This is a genomic window from Citrobacter sp. H12-3-2 (assembly GCF_009649895.1).
Lineage (GTDB): Bacteria > Pseudomonadota > Gammaproteobacteria > Enterobacterales > Enterobacteriaceae > Citrobacter > Citrobacter portucalensis.
Genome location: NZ_CP045837.1, coordinates 4,564,027 through 4,584,523, shown reverse-complemented (window position 1 = coordinate 4,584,523; position 20,497 = coordinate 4,564,027). Strand labels below are relative to the sequence as shown.

Genomic DNA, 20,497 nt, shown 5'->3' with positions numbered 1-20,497 from the left:
GTATCCGGTCATACTTCGCGCTGCTTTGCCACACCCTGAACAAACGGGGTAACGTTACAATGACATTGACGCTAATAATGTAAAAAGGTTCTTTTTGATGGCCAATAATACCACTGGATTCACCCGAATTATCAAAGCTGCAGGTTATTCCTGGAAAGGTTTTCGCGCCGCATGGATTAATGAGGCGGCATTCCGTCAGGAAAGTGTTGCCGTCCTGCTGGGCGTCGCCATCGCCTGCTGGCTGGATGTTGATGCAATTACCCGCGTGTTGTTGATTGGTTCTGTGATGCTGGTGATGATCGTTGAAATCCTCAACAGTGCGATTGAAGCGGTGGTTGATCGTATTGGTTCTGAGTACCACGAACTTTCCGGTCGGGCGAAAGATATGGGGTCGGCGGCGGTATTGCTGTCTATTTTTGTCGCTCTAATCACCTGGGGCATCCTGTTGTGGTCGCATTTGCGATAAGGCTTCCACAACTGCATAAATCTCCTGTTTTTTGTGCAGTTTGCGGTTCCAAATTCGCCTTTAGCTGTATATACTCACAGCATAACTGTATATACACCCAGGGGGCGGAATGAAAGCGTTAACGGCCAGGCAACAAGAGGTGTTTGATCTCATTAGAGATCACATCAGCCAGACAGGTATGCCACCGACGCGTGCGGAGATCGCGCAGCGTTTGGGGTTCCGTTCCCCAAACGCAGCTGAAGAACACCTGAAAGCGCTGGCGCGTAAAGGTGTGCTGGAAATTGTATCCGGTGCATCGCGCGGTATTCGACTGTTGCAGGAAGAAGAAGAAGGGTTACCGCTTGTTGGTCGCGTGGCAGCCGGTGAGCCACTTCTGGCGCAGCAGCACATTGAAGGCCACTATCAGGTCGATCCTTCACTGTTCAAACCGAACGCCGATTTTCTGCTGCGCGTTAGCGGTATGTCGATGAAAGATATCGGGATTATGGACGGTGACTTACTCGCTGTGCATAAAACCCAGGACGTGCGTAACGGCCAGGTTGTTGTTGCCCGTATTGATGATGAAGTTACGGTTAAGCGTCTGAAAAAGCAGGGAAACAAGGTTGAACTCCTGCCAGAAAACAGCGAATTCAAACCTATCGTTGTCGACCTGCGCGAACAAAACTTCACTATTGAAGGGCTGGCAGTAGGCGTCATCCGTAACGGTGAATGGCTGTAATTTTCTGTTGAATCCCTGTAGGCCGGATAAGACGATGACGTCGCCATCCGGCAACGTGCCCGGTAGCGCTGCGCTTGCCGGGCCTGCATCACATTATCCAGTACGTCTAACTTCTTCTCAGGCCCTCCTGTATGCCTTTCTTTACCTCTTCTGATAAAGCACTCTGGCACCTCGCCTTACCCATGATCTTTTCCAATATCACCGTTCCCCTGCTGGGACTGGTGGATACCGCGGTGATTGGTCATCTGGATAGTCCGGTCTATCTTGGCGGTGTTGCGGTTGGTGCTACGGCAACCAGTTTTCTTTTTATGCTGCTGCTTTTTTTGCGCATGAGCACCACCGGTCTTACCGCCCAGGCATTTGGTGCGAAAAATCCGCAGGCGCTGGCGCGCGCACTGGTGCAGCCGCTCATGCTGGCGCTGGGAGCAGGGTTGCTTATCGCACTTTTTCGTACGCCGATTATCGATCTGGCTCTGCACATTGTTGGCGGAAGTGAAGCGGTACTGGAGCAGGCCCGACGTTTCCTCGAAATTCGCTGGTTAAGCGCACCCGCCTCGCTGGCGAATCTGGTGCTGCTCGGCTGGCTGCTTGGCGTTCAGTATGCGCGTGCGCCGGTTATCTTGTTGATTGTCGGTAATATTCTCAACATTGTGCTCGATATATGGCTGGTGATGGGCCTGCATATGAACGTGCAAGGTGCGGCACTGGCAACGGTGATTGCTGAATATGCCACCTTGCTGATCGGCCTGATGATGGTGCGCAAAGTCCTGCATATGCGCGGAATTTCGCTGGCAATGCTGAAGCAGGCGTGGCGTGGCAACTTCCGCCGTTTGCTGGCGCTTAACCGTGACATCATGTTGCGCTCGCTACTGCTGCAGCTCTGTTTTGGCGCAATCACGGTGCTGGGTGCGCGTCTGGGAGGCGATATCATTGCGGTTAATGCCGTTCTGATGACCCTGTTAACCTTTACCGCCTACGCGCTGGATGGATTTGCCTATGCCGTGGAAGCGCATTCGGGCCAGGCCTATGGGGCGCGAGACGGTAGCCAGTTGCTGGACGTCTGGCGGGCGGCCTGCCGACAGTCCGGTATTGTGGCTATTTTGTTTTCGCTGGTTTATGCCCTGTTTGGCGAGCAGATTGTTGCGCTGCTGACCTCGCTGCCGCAGATCCAACAGCTGGCCGATCGCTATCTTTTCTGGCAGGTGGTGTTACCGCTGGTGGGTGTCTGGTGTTATCTGCTCGACGGAATGTTTATTGGCGCGACGCGCGCGGCAGAAATGCGCAACAGTATGGCCGTTGCTGCCACAGGATTCGCATTAACGCTGCTGACTTTGCCGTGGCTGGGAAACCATGGCTTGTGGTTGGCGTTAACCGTTTTCCTGGCGTTGCGCGGGCTTTCACTGGCCTTTATCTGGCGACGTCACTGGCGTAATGGAACCTGGTTTGCCTGAGCGGGATGGTTAAAAATTCCGAATAGTAAATAAAACCCAGAATCACTGACTACACTTATTCTCACGTCCAGCAAAAACAGCATGTGTCTGGACATGGCACTCTCGCTATTCACAACCTAACGATGAGGACTTGATGATGAATAAAGACGAAGTCGGCGGCAACTGGAAGCAGTTTAAAGGTAAAGTGAAAGAGCAATGGGGCAAACTGACCGATGATGATATGACGGTCATTGAAGGTAAACGTGACCAACTGGTCGGTAAAGTCCAGGAGCGTTACGGTTACGCGAAAGATCAGGCGGAGAAAGAAGTTAACGATTGGGAAAAACGTAATGATTACCGCTGGTAATTAACCCTTCCCTCCTGAGAGTACAAGGATGTACGCTCTCCCGCTTACCTAGCGCCCAACTTTCTTCTTCACCTGAATCGTATGGTCATGCTGGCACTCGCCAGGATGGCGGCAAGATTCAACTTCCACACAGGCCGGGCACAGCCCGTGGGCTTCAATAACGTTATGCCGCAGTGCAAAGCCCATTTTTGCTGCTAGTGTATGCATGATGTCTTCCACGCCTTCCGCACACTCTTCTTTTACCACGCCACAGCGGTCGCAAATGAACATTGCTGAACTGTGGGTTGGCTGATCGAACAGATGACAAAGCACATAGCTGTTGGTGGATTCCACCTTGTGCACGAAACCTTGTTCCAGCAGAAAATCGAGCGCACGATATACGGTAGGTGGTTTAGCCTGTGGCTCAGTTTCCCGCAACAGGTCGAGCAGGTCATAGGCGCTGATCGCACCTTCCTGCAGGCTCATCAGGCGCAGTACTTCGAGGCGTTGTGGCGTAAGCCGCACGTTGCGTTGCGCGCAGAGTTTTTCAGCTTGAGCCAATAACTCTTGCGTAGTGGTTTTGTCCATTTGGCGCCTCGATTTGCGTGGAAGGTTAATCCCTTACTTTAACATGTTCTGCTTAAAACGCCGAGATCCACCGTGGTGTGCTATACCTGACGCATCGCAATACTGGAAAATAACCATGAAAAGACCCGATTGTATTCGCCACTGGCGTGAGGTTGAGGGGGCTGATGACTCCACTTATCCTGACAGCGATGAGCTATTTGCTATTGGCGCGCCGCTTGCCCGCAAGTTGGGGTTAGGACGACTCGGCATTCATCATGAACGCCTGCCGCCGGGTCGGCGCACGTCGTACCCGCACGCCGAAAGCGATGAGGAAGAATTTATCTACGTGCTGGAAGGTTATCCTGAGGCCTGGATTAACGGGTATTTATGGAAGCTGGAACCGGGCGACAGCGTCGGTTTCCCGGCAGGTACAGGCGTGTGCCATACCTTTATCAATAACACCAGTGAAGAGGTGCGCCTGTTAGTCGTGGGTGAGGCGAACAAAAAATACAACCGCATTTATTATCCGCTTAACCCGGTCTATGCCGCTACACGTGAGGATCGCTGGGTCGACCATCCGCCGCAGTTTTTTGGATCTCACGACGGAAAACCGGGGCGTAAATAGCGTTTGTTTAGGGTCAGGGGGAGTGAGCCGTGAGGATGTGGCTCACTATCGTAACGGTCTATGCTATAGTAGCGCCCCTTTTTTAACCGGATGCTTGAATATTCGCCATGCTGCCTGAATCTCAGTCTACCGCTTTTCCCGCTCATCGTTTTTCTATCGCGCCGATGCTCGACTGGACGGACAGACACTGCCGCTACTTTTTGCGCTTACTGTCCAGCCAGACGCTGCTCTATACGGAGATGGTAACCACTGGGGCAATCATTCATGGTAAAGGCGATTATCTGGCGTATAGCGAAGAAGAACATCCGGTCGCATTGCAACTGGGCGGGAGCGATCCTGCGGCGCTGGCGCAGTGCGCAAAGCTCGCTGAACAGCGGGGCTACGACGAAATTAACCTCAACGTGGGTTGTCCTTCCGACCGCGTACAGAATGGTATGTTTGGCGCCTGCCTGATGGGGAATGCGCAACTGGTCGCCGATTGCATCAAAGCAATGCGCGACGTGGTGTCGATTCCGGTAACGGTGAAAACTCGTATCGGCATTGATGACCAGGACAGCTACGAATTCCTCTGCGATTTCATCAACACGGTATCTGGCAAAGGCGAATGTGAGATGTTTATCATTCACGCCCGCAAGGCCTGGCTGTCCGGGTTAAGCCCGAAAGAAAACCGCGAAATTCCACCGCTGGATTATGACCGTGTTTATCAGTTAAAGCGTGATTTTCCGCATCTGACGATGTCGATCAACGGCGGCATTAAATCGTTGGAAGAAGCGAAAATTCATCTGCAACATATGGATGGCGTGATGGTGGGGCGTGAGGCGTATCAAAACCCAGGCATTCTGGCGTCCGTTGACCGCGAGATTTTTGCAGCTACCACCGAAGATACCGATCCAGTCGCCGTGGTGCGTGCCATGTACCCGTATATTGAGCGTGAACTGAGTAAGGGAACCTATTTGGGACATGTGACACGCCATATGTTGGGGCTGTTTCAGGGCATCCCTGGTGCCCGTCAGTGGCGTCGCTATCTGAGCGAGAATGCACATAAAGCCGGGGCAGATATTAACGTTCTGGAGCATGCGCTGAAGCTGGTGGCAGACAAGCGTTAAGTTTTCACCAAAAGTTAGTTAATTTCACCACGCCCTGCGCTTTGTCGCGGGGCGTTTTCTTTATAAATCAACGCATTATTTTTGGCATGTTTCTTGTAAAGCAATGGAGAGAATTTCATTTCGGGAGAGAGCCATGCTGGAACTACTTTTTGTGATTGGATTTTTTATCATGCTGATGGTCACCGGCGTATCTTTGCTGGGCGTTCTGGCCGCATTGGTCGTAGCCACCGCCGTGATGTTTCTGGGCGGACTATTTGCCTTGATGATTAAACTGTTGCCCTGGCTGCTACTGGCTGTTGCTGTGGTGTGGGTGATCAAGGCGATAAAAGCGCCAAAAGTCCCACAGTATCAGCGCAATAACCGCCGGTTTTACTAAGGTATTGAGCGGTACGTCACAACCTGCAACATTGCCTTTAGAACCAAATAGGAATTGATTATCAAATCTGTCACTATTGCCAGGTTAACGAATTCATCGAGCTGTACCCTACATACAGCCGAACTAAAAAAAGAAAGGGCTTCCTGCGGGAAGCCCTAATTCTTTCTTTCCCCGTCATCTTAAGGAATTAGCAAACTCGATCCCTGCGTGGCGCGGCTTTCCAGTACTTCATGAGCACGCTGTGCATCGTGCAGTGCGAACGTTTGACCAGGCGCGACATCCACTTTGATCACTCCGCTGGCAATCAGCGAGAAAAGCTCATTGCTGGCTTCGGTTAATTCGCGGTGATTGGTGATGTAACCCTGTAGAGAAGGACGGGTCACGTATAGCGAACCTTTCTGGTTCAGAATGCCTAAGTTCACGCCAGTAACCGGCCCGGAAGCATTACCAAAGCTGACCATTAATCCCCGGCGCTGTAAACAATCCAGCGAGGCTTCCCAGGTATCTTTCCCCACCGAGTCATACACCACCCGCACTTTTTTACCGCCAGTTACCTCTTTCACTCGCTCAACAATGCTCTCTTCACGATAGTTAATGACCTGCCATGCGCCAGCCTGCAGCGCAATTTGCGCTTTTTGCGCACTGCCGACGGTACCTATCAGCTTCGCACCCAATGCTTTTGCCCACTGGCAGGCAATCATGCCGACGCCGCCCGCAGCCGCATGGAACAAAAACGGCTCATCAGGTTGAATTTCATAGGTTTTACGTAACAGATAAAAAACGGTTAGCCCTTTAAGAAACGAGGCGGCAGCTTGTTCAAACGAGATAGCGTTAGGCAGGATGGCGGCTTTATCGGCCGGAACGTTATGCACTGAGCTGTAGGCGCCAAGAGCAGACTGGGCGTACACCACGCGATCGCCAGCTTTAATGTGTGTCACTTTGCTGCCAACTTTGCTGACTACGCCGGCGGCTTCGGTACCCAGCCCGCTGGGCAGGGAAGGCGGTGGATAAAGACCACTGCGGATGTAGGTGTCGATATAGTTGATCCCAATCGCTTTGTTCTCGACCTGGATTTCGTTTTCCGCCGGGTCTACGGGCGTAAACTCCACCGCCTTGAGTACATCAGGGCCACCATGCTTGTGAAATTCAATACGTGTTGCCATGCTTCCTCCAAAAGAAATGTGGTAATCTTTCGACCCAATCATTATCTCGGTAACTCCATTCACTATGGCAGGAAATAAACCCTTCAACAAACAACAGACTGATGCTCGTGAGAGCGATCCCCAGGTCGCCGGGCTGAAAGTACCGCCGCACTCGATTGAAGCGGAACAGTCGGTGTTGGGCGGTTTAATGCTGGATAACGAACGCTGGGACGATGTCGCCGAGCGTGTGGTGGCGGAAGATTTTTATACCCGTCCGCACCGGCATATCTTCACGGAAATGCATCGCCTGCAGGAGATGGGAAAACCCATCGATCTGATCACACTGGCAGAGTCGCTGGAAGTTCAGGGACAACTGGACAGCGTCGGCGGTTTTGCTTACTTGGCTGAGTTGTCTAAAAACACGCCAAGTGCGGCGAATATTAGCGCTTATGCGGATATCGTCCGCGAACGCGCCGTTGTTCGTGACATGATTTCAGTTGCAAACGAAATCGCGGAAGCCGGTTTTGATCCGCAAGGACGCTCCAGTGAAGATCTGTTGGACCTTGCAGAATCCCGTGTCTTTAAAATCGCGGAAAGCCGCGCTAATAAAGACGAAGGCCCGAAAAATATTACTGACGTGCTCGACGCCACCGTCGCGCGTATCGAGCAGCTGTTCCAGCAACCGCACGACGGCGTCACCGGGGTGAACACCGGTTATGACGACCTCAATAAAAAGACTGCTGGTTTGCAGCCGTCAGACTTAATTATTGTCGCCGCGCGTCCGTCGATGGGTAAAACGACATTTGCAATGAACCTCGTCGAAAACGCGGCGATGTTGCAGGATAAGCCGGTTCTTATCTTTAGTCTTGAAATGCCCTCAGAACAGATCATGATGCGTTCCCTGGCCTCGCTCTCACGCGTAGACCAAACTAAAATCCGTACCGGTCAACTGGATGATGAGGACTGGGCGCGAATTTCCGGAACAATGGGTATTTTGCTGGAGAAACGAAACATCTATATTGATGACTCTTCCGGCCTGACGCCAACGGAAGTGCGTTCGCGTGCCCGTCGTATCGCCCGTGAACACGGCGGTATCGGACTTATCATGATCGACTACCTGCAGCTGATGCGCGTGCCGTCGCTTTCCGACAACCGTACGCTGGAAATTGCTGAAATTTCCCGCTCGCTGAAAGCGTTAGCGAAAGAACTGCATGTACCGGTGGTGGCGCTGTCGCAGCTTAACCGCTCTCTGGAACAACGTGCCGACAAGCGTCCGGTCAACTCGGATCTGCGTGAGTCTGGCTCCATCGAGCAGGATGCCGACTTAATCATGTTTATCTATCGTGATGAGGTTTATCACGAAAACAGCGACCTGAAAGGGATCGCAGAAATCATTATTGGTAAGCAACGTAACGGCCCGATCGGTACGGTGCGCCTGACGTTTAACGGTCAGTGGTCGCGCTTCGATAACTATGCGGGCCCACAATACGACGACGAATAAATCTCCGTCATCCTTCATGCTGCAGATGCGTTGACTACGCCCGTTCACCCCGGTCACTTAGTTTACTAAGCTCCCGGGGATTCTCTGGCTTGTCGCGTGACTCGGACTGCGTCCTCGCCCCTTCGGGGCCAGCGCAGGCGCTGTTCAAAAACGCCAAAGCGTTTTTGTCCTGCAACACGAATGATTTAGGAAATTCTTTTATTAAGGAATACAAATGCAAGCGGCAACTGTAGTCATTAACCGCCGCGCTCTGCGACACAACCTGCAACGTCTGCGTGAACTGGCTCCAGCCAGCAAACTGGTTGCGGTCGTGAAAGCGAACGCCTACGGCCATGGTCTGTTAGAGACCGCGCGAACGCTCCCCGATGCGGACGCTTTTGGTGTCGCTCGTCTTGAAGAAGCCCTGCGCTTGCGAGCGGGAGGGATCACGCAGCCCATCCTGCTGCTGGAGGGATTTTTTGATGCCTCCGATCTGCCGACTATTTCCGCGCAGCGCCTGCATACTGCCGTCCACAACCAGGAGCAGCTCGAAGCCCTGGAAGCCGCTAAACTGGCTGAACCCGTTACCGTCTGGATGAAGCTCGATACCGGTATGCATCGCCTGGGCGTACGCCCTGAGCAGGCCGAGGCGTTTTATCAGCGCTTAACACAGTGTGAAAACGTGCGTCAGCCGGTCAATATCGTCAGCCACTTTGCTCGTGCGGACGAGCCTGAGTGTGGCGCGACCGAAAAACAGCTCGATATCTTCAACAGTTTTTGTGAAGGCAAACCGGGGCAGCGTTCGATTGCCGCGTCGGGTGGTATTTTGCTGTGGCCGCAGTCTCACTTCGACTGGGCGCGTCCGGGGCTGATTCTGTATGGCGTATCGCCACTGGAAAATCACTCCATCGGTACTGATTTTGGCTGCCAGCCGGTAATGTCGCTGACCTCAAGCCTGATTGCGGTGCGTGAGCACAAAGCGGGCGAGCCGGTTGGTTATGGGGGAACCTGGCTGAGTGAGCGTGACACGCGTCTTGGCGTGGTAGCGATGGGCTATGGCGATGGTTACCCGCGCGCAGCGCCTTCGGGGACGCCGGTACTGGTCAATGGCCGTGAAGTGCCGATCGTCGGTCGCGTCGCGATGGATATGATTTGCGTCGATTTAGGCCCCGAAGCGCAGGATAAAGCCGGTGATTCGGTGATTCTGTGGGGCGAGGGCTTGCCCGTTGAACGCATTGCTGAAATGACGAAAGTAAGTGCTTACGAACTTATTACGCGCCTGACCTCAAGGGTAGCGATGAAGTATATCGATTAGCAGCATGATGTGCCGGACAGGTGGTTACGCCGCCTTCCGGCAATATTCCTCTCAACATCCTCTCGATCTTCTCCCACTTCCGGTTTATTGTGTTCGTAACCCCTGCCTGTAAACCCGGAGAACCACACGTGTTTCAAAAAGTTGACGCCTACGCCGGCGACCCGATCTTATCGCTCATGGAGCGCTTCAAAGAAGATTCACGTAGCGACAAAGTGAATCTCAGCATCGGCCTGTATTACAACGAAGACGGCATTATTCCTCAGCTTAAAGCTGTGGCGGAAGCGGAAGCCCGCCTCAATGCCAAACCGCATGGCGCTTCGCTGTATCTGCCGATGGAAGGTCTGAACACGTATCGTCATACTATTGCGCCGCTGCTATTTGGCGCAGAACATCCGGTTCTCCAGCAGCAGCGCGTCGCAACCATTCAGACGCTGGGCGGCTCTGGTGCGTTAAAGGTTGGCGCAGACTTCCTGAAACGTTATTTCCCTGATTCTGGCGTGTGGGTCAGCGATCCGACCTGGGAAAACCATATCGCGATTTTTGAAGGTGCCGGATTCGAAGTAAGCACTTACCCATGGTATGACGACACGACCAACGGTGTGCGTTTCAACGACCTGCTGGCAACGCTGAATACCCTACCGGCGCGCAGCATCGTGCTGCTACATCCGTGCTGCCATAACCCGACAGGGGCGGATTTAACGCCTGCGCAGTGGGATAGCGTTATTGAGATCCTGAAAGCACGCGATCTGATCCCGTTCCTGGATATTGCTTACCAGGGCTTTGGTGGTGGAATGGAAGACGACGCCTATGCGATTCGCGCCATTGCCAGCGCCGGATTGCCCGCTCTGGTCAGTAACTCATTCTCGAAGATTTTCTCCTTATACGGCGAGCGTGTCGGCGGACTGTCAGTGGTATGTGAAGACGCTGAAGCCGCTAGCCGCGTGCTGGGGCAGCTAAAAGCGACGGTGCGTCGAAACTACTCCAGCCCGCCAAACTTTGGTGCGCAGGTAGTTGCCGCGGTACTGGGTGATGACGCGCTGAAAGCCAATTGGCTGGCGGAAGTTGAAGAGATGCGTACCCGCATTCTGGCGATGCGCCAGGAGTTGGTTAACGTATTGAATACGGAGATCCCAGGCCGTAACTTTGACTACCTGCTGCAACAGCGCGGGATGTTCAGCTATACCGGGCTTAGCGCAGCCCAGGTTGATCGTCTGCGCGATGAGTTCGGTGTATACCTGATCGCCAGTGGTCGCATGTGCGTGGCCGGGTTGAATCACGGTAACGTGCAGCGCGTGGCGAAGGCACTTGCCGCCGTCATGTAACCGACTTTGCAGGCCTGATAAGCGTCGCGCCATCAGGCCTGTTTTCCAATGTGATCGTGCTCCTTTTCCAGGACAAAACCAGAGAAAATCCTTCCTTTCCCTCCCCCTAAGGGGTAAGGTCAGATAGTTTTTTGACCAGTTGTTAATAAAAAAATGATAACTAACTGACTACTTAGGGAAAAATATGCGCAAGTTTACGTTGGCACTGAGTGCCGTTTGTTTATTGTTCACGCTTAATCAGCCAGCCCAGGCACTCGTTTCTTCTCCCTCTCAGCTCAATCCAGGCACTAACGTTGCAAAGCTCGCTGAGCAGGCTCCCATTCACTGGGTCTCCGTGGCACAAATTGAAAACAGCCTGACCGGACGTCCGCCGATGGCCGTCGGGTTTGATATCGATGACACTGTCCTCTTTTCCAGCCCAGGCTTCTGGCGCGGTAAAAAAACGTATTCTCCGGACAGTGAGGATTACCTGAAGAATCCGGCCTTCTGGGAAAAAATGAACAATGGCTGGGACGAGTTCAGTATTCCAAAAGAAGTCGCGCGCCAACTGATTGATATGCACGTGCGTCGCGGTGACAGCATCTTTTTCGTGACCGGGCGTAGCCAGACGAAGACTGAAACGGTGTCGAAAACGTTGTCTGATAACTTTCACATCCCAGCTGGAAATATGAATCCGGTCATTTTTGCCGGCGACAAGCCGGGTCAGAACACCAAAACGCAGTGGCTGCAGGATAAAAATATCCGCATGTTCTACGGTGACTCCGATAATGACATTACTGCCGCTCGCGACGTGGGTATTCGCGGTATTCGCATTTTGCGCGCCTCTAACTCCACTTATAAGCCGCTGCCACAGGCCGGTGCGTTTGGTGAAGAGGTGATCGTCAACTCGGAATATTGAGGACGCTGGCTGCGGATTGCTGTTTTTTTAAACAAATTTACATTGCTGGCTTTTACCTTTTGCGGACTTGCTGCACACTGAATAAAAGATGTTCTCATGAGGCAATATGCTGGTAAGGGGAATAAAGATGACGAATTCGGAGTTGCTGCAATACTGCATGGCAAAAACGGGCGCAGAGCAGAGCGTTCACAGTGACTGGAAGGCCACGCAAATCAAAGTCGAAGATGTGCTTTTTGCCATGGTAAAAGAGGTGGAAGAACGCCCGGCGGTGTCTCTGAAAACCAGCCCTGAACTGGCAGAACTATTGCGCCAGCAGCATAGCGATGTTCGGCCCAGCAGGCATCTCAATAAGGCGCACTGGAGTACGGTGTATCTGGACGGCTCGCTGCCGGATTCACAGATTTATTATCTGGTCGACGCCTCTTATCAGCAGGCTGTGAACACGTTGCCGGAAGATAAACGCCGGATACTGACGCAGCCCTGATCCGTTTCGCCGGATGCGGCGCAAGCGCCTTATCCGGCCTACAGGCTTTATGCCTGGTCTGTAGTTTCGTAGGCGCTGATAAGCGCAGCGCCATCAGGCACAACCGTTGCCGGATGCGGTGTAAGCGCCTTATCCGGCCTACAAGCTTTAAACTGGTCTGTAGTTTCGTAGGCCTGATAAGGTAGCGCCATCAGGCACAACCGTAGCCGGATGCGGCGCAAGCGCCTTATCCGGCCTACAGGCTTTATGCCCGGTCTGTAGTTTCGTAGGCCTGATAAGCGTAGCGCCATCAGGCACAACGCTTGCCGGATGCGGCGCAAGCACCTTATCCGGCCTACAGGCTTTATACCTGATCTTTAGTTTCGTAGGACTGATAAGCGCAGCGCCATCAGGCACAACGGTTGCCGGATGCGGCGCAAGCGCCTTATCCGGCCTACAAGCTTTATACCTGGTCTGTAGTTTCGTAGGCCTGATAAGCGTAGCGCCATCAGGCACAACGCTTGCCGGATGCGGCGCAAGCGCCTTATCCGGCCTACAGGCTTTATACCTGATCTGTAGTTTCGTAGGCCTGATAAGCGCAGCGCCATCAGGCACAACGGTTGCCGGATGCGGCGCAAGTGCCTTATCCGCCCTACAGGCTTTATGCGTATTCTGTAGGCCAGACAAGTGTTGCGTAATTACAACAGCGGTTTGAGGAAGCGGGCCGTGTGTGAGGCTTCACACTCAGCGACAGTTTCTGGTGTGCCGGAGACAAGGATTTCGCCGCCGCCGCTACCGCCTTCCGGACCGAGATCGACAATCCAGTCTGCGGTCTTAATCACGTCCAGATTGTGCTCAATCACCACGATGGTGTTGCCCTGATCCCGGAGTTGATGCAGCACGTCCAACAGTTGCTGAATATCCGCAAAATGCAGACCGGTGGTCGGCTCATCGAGAATATACAGCGTTTGCCCGGTACCGCGTTTGGACAGTTCGCGCGCCAGCTTCACGCGCTGTGCTTCACCGCCCGAGAGCGTGGTAGCGGACTGACCCAGTCGAATGTACGTCAGGCCAACGTCCATCAGCGTTTGCAGCTTACGTGCCAGCGCCGGAACGGCATCGAAGAACTCACGTGCTTCTTCAATCGTCATATCCAGCACTTCGTGGATAGTCTTGCCTTTGTACTTAATTTCTAACGTTTCGCGGTTATAGCGCTTGCCTTTGCACTGATCGCACGGCACGTAGATATCCGGCAGGAAGTGCATTTCGACTTTGATCACGCCGTCGCCCTGACAGGCTTCACAGCGTCCGCCACGGACGTTAAAGCTGAAACGCCCCGGCGTGTAACCGCGTGCTCGTGACTCCGGTACACCGGCAAACAGTTCGCGCACGGGCGTAAACACCCCGGTGTAGGTTGCCGGGTTAGAGCGCGGCGTACGGCCAATCGGGCTTTGGTCAATGTCGATCACTTTGTCGAAATGCTCCAGGCCTTGAACGTCGCGATACGGCGCAGGTTCAGCCAGCGTCGCACCGTTTAGCGCCGTCTGTGCAATCGGGAACAGTGTGTCGTTAATCAGCGTCGATTTACCCGAACCGGAAACACCGGTAATGCAGGTAAATAAACCTACCGGCAGCGTCAGGGTGACATCTTTCAGGTTGTTACCGCGTGCGCCGGTGAGCTTCAGCACTTTCTCTGGGTCAGCCGCAACGCGCTGTTTAGGCACTTCAATCTTGCGTTTACCGCTCATGTACTGGCCGGTCAGCGACCCAGGCACTGCCATGATGTCGTCGAGCGTCCCTTCGGCGACGACCTGACCGCCGTGAACACCCGCGCCCGGGCCGATATCGATAACGTGGTCAGCGGCGCGAATCGCATCTTCATCGTGCTCGACCACAATGACGGTATTTCCCAGATTACGCAGGTGGATAAGCGTACCCAGCAGACGCTCGTTATCGCGTTGATGCAAACCGATAGACGGTTCATCCAGTACGTACATTACACCGACCAGACCCGCGCCGATCTGGCTTGCCAGGCGAATACGCTGGGCCTCACCACCGGAGAGTGTTTCTGCTGAACGCGATAGCGTCAGGTAGTTGAGGCCGACGTTGACCAGGAACTTCAGACGATCGCCAATCTCTTTAAGAATTTTCTCGGCAATCTTCGCCCGCTGACCCGCAAGCTTCAGATTGTTGAAGAAATCCATTGCATGACCGATGCTCATGTCAGAAATCGCAGGCAGCGGCGTATTTTCAACAAATACGTGACGGGCTTCCCGGCGTAAACGCGTCCCTTCACAGCTAGCGCAAGGACGGTTACTGATGAACTTGGCTAATTCTTCACGTACTGCGCTGGATTCCGTCTCTTTATAGCGGCGCTCCATATTGTGCAATACGCCTTCGAACGGATGGCGGCGTACGGACGTATCACCGCGATCGTTCATGTATTTAAATTCGATATTCTCTTTACCGGAACCGTACAGTACCACTTTATGCACGGTAGGGTTCAGGCTGGCCCACGGGGCTTCAACGTCGAACTTATAGTGTTCCGCCAGAGACTTAAGCATCTGGAAGTAATAGAAGTTACGGCGATCCCAACCGCGGATAGCACCACCGGCCAGCGACAGTTCCGGGTTTTGGATCACCCGATCAGGATCGAAATATTGCTGCACGCCGAGACCGTCACAGGTTGGACACGCGCCCGCCGGGTTGTTAAACGAGAACAGTCGCGGTTCCAGTTCGCGCATGCTATAGCCGCAGATAGGGCAGGCGAAGTTGGCGGAGAACAGCAGCTCTTCCGCTTTCGGATCGTCCATATCGGCAACGACCGCCGTGCCGCCGGACAGTTCCAGCGCGGTTTCAAAGGATTCCGCCAGTCGTTGGGTGAGATCGTCACGGACTTTAAAGCGGTCAATCACCACTTCAATGGTGTGTTTCTTTTGCAGCTCAAGCTTGGGCGGATCGGAAAGGTCACAGACTTCACCGTCGATACGGGCGCGGATATAGCCCTGGCCTGCCAGGTTTTCCAGCGTTTTGGTGTGCTCGCCTTTACGCTCTTTGATCACCGGCGCCAGCAGCATCAGCCGCTTACCTTCCGGCTGCGACAGGACGTTATCCACCATCTGGCTTACGGTCTGCGCTGCCAGGGGAACGTCGTGATCCGGACAGCGCGGCTCGCCAACGCGGGCAAACAGCAGACGCAGATAGTCGTGAATTTCGGTAATTGTACCTACCGTGGATCGCGGGTTATGGGACGTCGATTTTTGTTCAATTGAGATGGCAGGAGAGAGCCCCTCAATGTGGTCGACGTCCGGTTTTTCCATCAGCGACAGAAATTGACGCGCGTACGCGGAAAGGGATTCAACGTAACGACGCTGCCCTTCGGCATATAAGGTGTCGAAAGCGAGCGAAGATTTGCCTGAGCCCGAAAGCCCGGTGACGACAATCAGCTTGTCGCGCGGGATGACGAGGTTGATGTTTTTGAGATTATGGGTGCGGGCGCCCCGAACTTCGATCTTATCCATTCATCTTTCCCGGATTAAACGCTTTTTTGCCTGGCTGCACGGTGCTACCGGCGATCACAAACGGTTAATTATGACACAACCTGACCTGAATGGATATACAGTATTGGAATGCAAAACGCAGACGTCTGTGCAACAATGTCTGGCTGGAGTTGTTTACTGGAATCAACTTCGCAACGTAGTAAAAGCGCTATTGGAAATGCTACAATCCCGCGCTTACACTTATTCAGTAACGTTTTTCAGGAGACACGATCATGGCCAGCAGAGGCGTAAACAAGGTGATTCTCGTCGGTAATCTGGGCCAGGACCCGGAAGTACGCTATATGCCGAATGGTGGCGCAGTTGCCAACATTACGCTGGCTACTTCCGAATCCTGGCGTGATAAAGCGACCGGTGAAATGAAAGAGCAGACTGAATGGCACCGTGTTGTGCTGTTTGGCAAACTGGCGGAAGTGGCCAGCGAATATCTGCGTAAAGGTTCTCAGGTCTATATCGAAGGTCAGCTGCGTACCCGCAAATGGACCGATCAGTCCGGCGTAGAAAAGTACACCACAGAAGTTGTGGTTAACGTTGGCGGCACCATGCAAATGCTGGGTGGTCGTCAGGGTGGTGGTGCTCCGGCAGGTGGCGGTCAGCAGCAGGGCGGTTGGGGTCAACCTCTGCAGCCGCAGGGTGGCAACCAGTTCAGCGGCGGCGCGCAGTCTCGTCCGCAACAGTCAGCTCCGGCAGCACCGTCTAATGAGCCGCCGATGGATTTCGACGACGATATTCCGTTCTAATCCCACTGCGTTACGCTGAAAATAATGGCTACCTCAAGACTGGGGTAGCCATATGCAATTTTGTTATCAGTTCAACACCATCGGCCAATCTGGCGGTGTGTGGCTCATCACGTCAACCATCACGGTTTCAATGTTCTTCCAGATAGCGGACATATCCACCAGGGTTATGCCGAGCAATCCAGTCGCAAACCAGCAGGCAAAAACCAGCCCCAAACCGCTGCTAATGACGGCCAGGCCAATATAATCTGATTTACGAAAACGGATATTGAGCGTACTGGCTAAAAACATCAGCACCGCGCTGAGTAGTTGCCACCGCAGAAGAACCACGCCAGTTGTTATTGTCGCCATGAAAAACGTCCTCAGAAAGTCTGGATGCCCAGGACAGCGCGGGGGTGTTCACCGAGGGTGTGATACTCTGGCTATCGACGGGCAATAACATGAATGAAACATTGTTTCTGTTACATGATTTTTGTGAACTATATCACATCTGGTCGTTTGTTCACCAGTATTGGCCGTTATTTTTGTAGGCTTATAACCACTATAAATGTGTGGTTTTGTTTAATGAAGGATTGATAATAAATAACCATTTTTAAACATACATTTAATCTACTTGTTATATTTATCTTAAATTAAACGTTAAAAAAATTTAATGAATTTCTTAAACACAGCCAGGATTATGCTCATAAAAAATTACTCCGTGGGGATAATAACGTTATGAAATAAGCATGACTTTAAGTTTGCCTTACGGAAAAATAATATCATCATCAACTATTATCAGACTTTTACATAGAGAAGTCTGTTGCTAATACTGATAGATTCATGCAACTTAATCAGTCGGTGTTTATAGCATCCTGCCTTGATGGGTTCTGGCATATACGAAACAGGGAAATAGGGCTGACATGAATCACAGTGCGCGACGCAAGATGCTGAAGTTCCTGGGAACATTCATGGTGGTATTGTTCCCCGTGGTGCTGGCGATATGGTTTGCGCACATCCGGGCGATGACCGAAACCCATAGCCAACTCCGCTCTTTTGCTCAACTGGTGTTAAATAAAACAGAATTGGTGATCCTACAAGCTGATTTGGCGCGTGATATGGCCCAGTTGTATCAGGGTAAGATGTGTACCCCGGCACATCAGAAAAGTATGCTAAATATTATTCGCGGTCGTTTATATATCAGTGAGCTAATTTATGCGCAGGGCGATCACTTTTTGTGCTCTACGTCGATGGCGCCGCCTGTTACTTATATTATGCCGACAGCCGATTATAAACGTACGCCGGATATCGCCATCTATTACTACCGCGATACCCCTTTTTTCGCTGGCTACAGAATGACGTACATGCAACGCGGAAACTACGTCGCAGTCATCAATCCATTGTCCTACAGCGAAGTCATGTCAGATGATCCGGATCTCTCCTGGGGCGTGTATGACACAGTAACAGATACGTTTTTCTCTGCTAGTGAAGCGGCAAATATTGCGCAATTCGCGCCGCTCATACGCGGTGAAGCATCGACCTTTCAACAAGACGATCGCTTCTACACCATCGTGCATTCAGAAAAACGTCCAATTGCGATTATTGTGTCGACCTCAGACAACCGCGTAAGTCAGATTTTCTATCACGAGGCGGCATTAACCATTCCCTTCGGGATTATCTGCAGCATCCTGATACTGCTAATGTGGTGGCGCACGCGCCAGGAATACTTATCCCCTCGGCGTTTGCTAAAACGCGCGATCAAAAAACGTCAGCTTTGCCTGCATTACCAGCCGATTATTGATATTAAGAATGGGCAATGTGTTGGTGCTGAAGCTCTGCTGCGCTGGCCGGGCTGTAAAGGTGAGGTGATGAGCCCGACGGAGTTTATTCCACTGGCTGAAAAAGAGGGAATGATTGAGCGGATCACGGATTATGTCGTTGAAGAGGTGTTCAACGATTTGGGGTATTTTCTTTCGGCGCATCCTCAGCTTTCTATCTCGATTAACCTTTCCGCTTCTGACTTTCATTCATCCCGATTGATTGCCCTGATTAACGACAAAAATCGTGAGTACTCCGTGGCGGCCCAGCAAATTAAAGTTGAAGTGACCGAGCGTGGGTTCATAGATGTACATAAAATGACCCCCGTAATCCAGGCGTTCCGCAAGGCGGGTTATGAAGTGGCATTTGATGATTTTGGCACGGGATATTCCAATCTGCATAATTTGTCAGCGCTGAATGTCGATATCCTGAAGATCGACAAATCGTTTATTAGCACGTTGTCCACTAACAGCACCAGTCACTTGATTGCCGAACATATTATTGAGATGGCACAAAGCTTACACCTGAAGACGATTGCGGAAGGGGTGGAAACGAAGGAGCAAATCGAATGGCTGCTTGAACGCGGCGTACAGTATTGTCAGGGCTGGTATTTTGCGAAGGCGCTGCCGCCGCAGGAATTCATGCACTGGATACAACGGTCGCCCGCCATACTGACGCAGAGCGGGCAATAATATTACAGACGATGGCGGTAGTCGCTGGGAGTACGATCAAATTCGCGGCGAAACACACGCGAGAAGGTTTGTTGCGACACATAACCAAGATCCATCGCGATATCAAAAATAGGTCGCTCAGTTGTCCGCAGTTCAACGGCGGCCAGCAAAAGCCGACGCTGGCGGATGTAGTCACCCAAGGTCTGGCGCGTCACCGTGCGGAACATTCTTTGTAAATACCACTTCGAGTAACCTGATTTTTTCGCCACCGCCTCAATGTTCAGCGGTTGATCGATATGTTCATCAATCCATTCAATAAGGGTCTGAATAATCTGCTGATGGGACATAGGGCTGCCTCTTTCTCAGTATTCGATTCGTCGTTTTGTCTGTGGGCGAGTATAATTCCTCAAGTTAACTTGAGGTAAAGCGATTTATGGAAAAGAAATTACCCCGGATAAAAGCGCTGCTCACACCAGGTGAAGTCGCCAAACGTAGCGGCGTGGCGGTATCGACCCTGCATTTCTATGAAAGCAAAGGGTTAATCAGTAGCATGCGCAACAGCGGCAATCAGCGCCGATACAAACGTGATGTGTTGCGTTACGTCGCGATAATCAAGATTGCTCAACGCATCGGGATCCCGCTGGCCACGATCGGTGACGCGTTAGGGGTATTACCTGAGGGGCATTCGCTTAGTGCCAAAGAGTGGAAGCAGCTCTCTTCGCAATGGCGTGAAGAACTGGACCGACGCATCCATACTCTGGTGGCGTTACGCGATGAGCTGGATGGGTGTATTGGTTGCGGATGCTTGTCACGTAGCGATTGCCCGTTGCGTAACCCTGGCGATCAGCTTGGTGATCAGGGGACCGGAGCGCGCCTGCTGGAAGATGATTAATTGGTTTAAAATATGTGACGGGTATGAAGGATATAAAACTAAAGCGCCACAGAGGGCGCTTTAGTTTGGTTCCGGTCTTTGTCTTTCACTCTATCCCGCTGGTTCACGGGAGGGTTTCCCCCGACATCAACACCCCTCAGTCGAGCACATTAGGGGAGGTTCCGGCCTGTGTTGATAATGTAAGTGTAAGCCACCTCCCTCCATTTGCCAGCGAATTGGTAATTTTTTAGCCAAAAAATTTTCCGCATCTTCACCTGTTTTCTTGCGCGAGTTGCGCGAAATAAACACGCCGATGTTGTAATAACTCCGCGCAATTTGTTGCCAAATTGCGCATTGACGATAACGTTTGCGCATCGACTGGTTATTTCTTGCGCGTTATAAGAAGAAATGAGTAAAAAGCGGCAAAGTTCAGTTGAAAACCAGCGTATGATCGCTAGATAATCGTTTGCTTTTTTTTACCACCCGTTTTTTATGCGCGGAGCTAAACGTTTGCTTTTTTGCGACACCCCTATTGACGCAAACCTGGCACATGGAGAAAACGTTTAGCAGGCAGTGGATTGTCCAGCACGCATAATGACGAAAAAATAAA

The 20,497-nt window shown here is 52.3% G+C and carries 21 protein-coding genes; 15 read left to right on the top strand and 6 right to left on the bottom strand.

The annotated features are described in order from the left end of the window. The first annotated feature begins 97 nt into the window (after positions 1 to 97). The 4 genes from GHC22_RS21800 (at position 98) to GHC22_RS21785 (ending at position 2,981) form a co-directional block, all read left to right on the top strand. A complete protein-coding gene (locus GHC22_RS21800) occupies positions 98 to 466 on the top strand; it encodes a diacylglycerol kinase (protein ID WP_003826594.1) in 369 nt (122 codons plus the stop codon). 109 nt (positions 467 to 575) lie between these two features. Continuing rightward, on the top strand, positions 576 to 1,184 hold the full coding sequence (gene lexA / locus GHC22_RS21795; RefSeq protein WP_003826596.1) for a transcriptional repressor LexA: 609 nt from the start codon (positions 576 to 578) through the stop codon (positions 1,182 to 1,184). Between the two features lie 131 nt (positions 1,185 to 1,315). Then, positions 1,316 to 2,635: an MATE family efflux transporter DinF gene (dinF, locus tag GHC22_RS21790; RefSeq protein WP_079935026.1), complete on the top strand. Its 1,320-nt coding sequence runs from the start codon at positions 1,316 to 1,318 to the stop codon at positions 2,633 to 2,635. 136 nt (positions 2,636 to 2,771) lie between these two features. Next, positions 2,772 to 2,981 (top strand): CsbD family protein, encoded by a 210-nt coding sequence (locus GHC22_RS21785; protein WP_003031706.1) that lies wholly within the window; start codon positions 2,772 to 2,774, stop codon positions 2,979 to 2,981. Between the two features lie 48 nt (positions 2,982 to 3,029). Here GHC22_RS21785 and zur read toward each other — a convergent pair whose 3' ends face one another. Continuing rightward, complete coding sequence (gene zur / locus GHC22_RS21780) at positions 3,030 to 3,548, bottom strand: zinc uptake transcriptional repressor Zur (protein ID WP_003031709.1); 519 nt, start codon at positions 3,546 to 3,548, stop codon at positions 3,030 to 3,032. A 115-nt stretch (positions 3,549 to 3,663) separates the two neighbouring features. Here zur and GHC22_RS21775 point away from each other — a divergent pair, with 115 nt between their 5' ends. The 3 genes from GHC22_RS21775 (at position 3,664) to pspG (ending at position 5,634) form a co-directional block, all read left to right on the top strand. Continuing rightward, positions 3,664 to 4,152, top strand: a complete 489-nt coding sequence (locus GHC22_RS21775) for a cupin domain-containing protein (protein ID WP_003031710.1) — start codon at positions 3,664 to 3,666, stop codon at positions 4,150 to 4,152. Positions 4,153 to 4,259: 107 nt separating this feature from the next. Continuing rightward, complete coding sequence (dusA, locus tag GHC22_RS21770) at positions 4,260 to 5,258, top strand: tRNA dihydrouridine(20/20a) synthase DusA (protein ID WP_048236349.1); 999 nt, start codon at positions 4,260 to 4,262, stop codon at positions 5,256 to 5,258. Positions 5,259 to 5,391: 133 nt separating this feature from the next. Continuing rightward, on the top strand, positions 5,392 to 5,634 hold the full coding sequence (gene pspG / locus GHC22_RS21765; RefSeq protein ID WP_003031713.1) for an envelope stress response protein PspG: 243 nt from the start codon (positions 5,392 to 5,394) through the stop codon (positions 5,632 to 5,634). Positions 5,635 to 5,813: 179 nt separating this feature from the next. Here pspG and GHC22_RS21760 read toward each other — a convergent pair whose 3' ends face one another. Then, positions 5,814 to 6,797: a quinone oxidoreductase gene (locus GHC22_RS21760; RefSeq protein WP_008786924.1), complete on the bottom strand. Its 984-nt coding sequence runs from the start codon at positions 6,795 to 6,797 to the stop codon at positions 5,814 to 5,816. Between the two features lie 64 nt (positions 6,798 to 6,861). On the opposite strand from GHC22_RS21760, the gene dnaB reads away from it, so the two are divergent. The 5 genes from dnaB to GHC22_RS21735 all read left to right on the top strand — a co-directional run bounded on the left by dnaB (position 6,862) and on the right by GHC22_RS21735 (position 12,275). Beyond that, the gene (dnaB, locus tag GHC22_RS21755; protein WP_153753893.1) at positions 6,862 to 8,277 is read left to right on the top strand and encodes a replicative DNA helicase; all 1,416 of its coding nucleotides are present in this window, start codon (positions 6,862 to 6,864) and stop codon (positions 8,275 to 8,277) included. A gap of 214 nt (positions 8,278 to 8,491) precedes the next feature. Next, positions 8,492 to 9,571 (top strand): alanine racemase, encoded by a 1,080-nt coding sequence (alr, locus tag GHC22_RS21750; protein WP_153753892.1) that lies wholly within the window; start codon positions 8,492 to 8,494, stop codon positions 9,569 to 9,571. Positions 9,572 to 9,699: 128 nt separating this feature from the next. Then, positions 9,700 to 10,893: an aromatic amino acid transaminase gene (tyrB, locus tag GHC22_RS21745; protein ID WP_153753891.1), complete on the top strand. Its 1,194-nt coding sequence runs from the start codon at positions 9,700 to 9,702 to the stop codon at positions 10,891 to 10,893. A gap of 184 nt (positions 10,894 to 11,077) precedes the next feature. Further along, entirely contained in the window at positions 11,078 to 11,791 is a 714-nt protein-coding gene (gene aphA, locus GHC22_RS21740; protein WP_003826615.1) for an acid phosphatase AphA, read from the top strand. Positions 11,792 to 11,918: 127 nt separating this feature from the next. After that, positions 11,919 to 12,275, top strand: coding sequence for an MmcQ/YjbR family DNA-binding protein (locus GHC22_RS21735; protein ID WP_008786927.1), 357 nt, complete (start codon positions 11,919 to 11,921; stop codon positions 12,273 to 12,275). Positions 12,276 to 12,322: 47 nt separating this feature from the next. Here GHC22_RS21735 and GHC22_RS21730 read toward each other — a convergent pair whose 3' ends face one another. Together GHC22_RS21730 and uvrA are read right to left on the bottom strand one after the other, a co-directional pair. Further along, positions 12,323 to 12,466 carry a hypothetical protein gene (locus tag GHC22_RS21730; RefSeq protein WP_153753890.1) on the bottom strand — a complete coding sequence of 48 codons (144 nt, stop codon included), beginning with the start codon at positions 12,464 to 12,466 and terminating at the stop codon, positions 12,323 to 12,325. Between the two features lie 486 nt (positions 12,467 to 12,952). Next, the gene (uvrA, locus tag GHC22_RS21725; protein ID WP_153753889.1) at positions 12,953 to 15,775 is read right to left on the bottom strand and encodes an excinuclease ABC subunit UvrA; all 2,823 of its coding nucleotides are present in this window, start codon (positions 15,773 to 15,775) and stop codon (positions 12,953 to 12,955) included. A 251-nt stretch (positions 15,776 to 16,026) separates the two neighbouring features. Between uvrA and ssb1 the strand changes: the two genes are divergently transcribed. Then, positions 16,027 to 16,551, top strand: coding sequence for a single-stranded DNA-binding protein SSB1 (gene ssb1 / locus GHC22_RS21720; RefSeq protein ID WP_153753888.1), 525 nt, complete (start codon positions 16,027 to 16,029; stop codon positions 16,549 to 16,551). A 66-nt stretch (positions 16,552 to 16,617) separates the two neighbouring features. On the opposite strand, the gene GHC22_RS21715 is transcribed toward ssb1, so the two are convergent. After that, positions 16,618 to 16,899: a YjcB family protein gene (locus GHC22_RS21715; RefSeq protein ID WP_003826625.1), complete on the bottom strand. Its 282-nt coding sequence runs from the start codon at positions 16,897 to 16,899 to the stop codon at positions 16,618 to 16,620. A gap of 551 nt (positions 16,900 to 17,450) precedes the next feature. Between GHC22_RS21715 and GHC22_RS21710 the strand changes: the two genes are divergently transcribed. Then, positions 17,451 to 19,037, top strand: a complete 1,587-nt coding sequence (locus tag GHC22_RS21710) for an EAL domain-containing protein (RefSeq protein ID WP_048236344.1) — start codon at positions 17,451 to 17,453, stop codon at positions 19,035 to 19,037. Positions 19,038 to 19,039: 2 nt separating this feature from the next. Here the strand turns inward: GHC22_RS21710 and soxS are convergent, their stop codons facing one another. Further along, entirely contained in the window at positions 19,040 to 19,363 is a 324-nt protein-coding gene (gene soxS, locus GHC22_RS21705; RefSeq protein WP_003031731.1) for a superoxide response transcriptional regulator SoxS, read from the bottom strand. Between the two features lie 86 nt (positions 19,364 to 19,449). Here soxS and soxR point away from each other — a divergent pair, with 86 nt between their 5' ends. Further along, entirely contained in the window at positions 19,450 to 19,908 is a 459-nt protein-coding gene (gene soxR / locus GHC22_RS21700; protein ID WP_153753887.1) for a redox-sensitive transcriptional activator SoxR, read from the top strand. Positions 19,909 to 20,497: the final 589 nt, after the last annotated feature.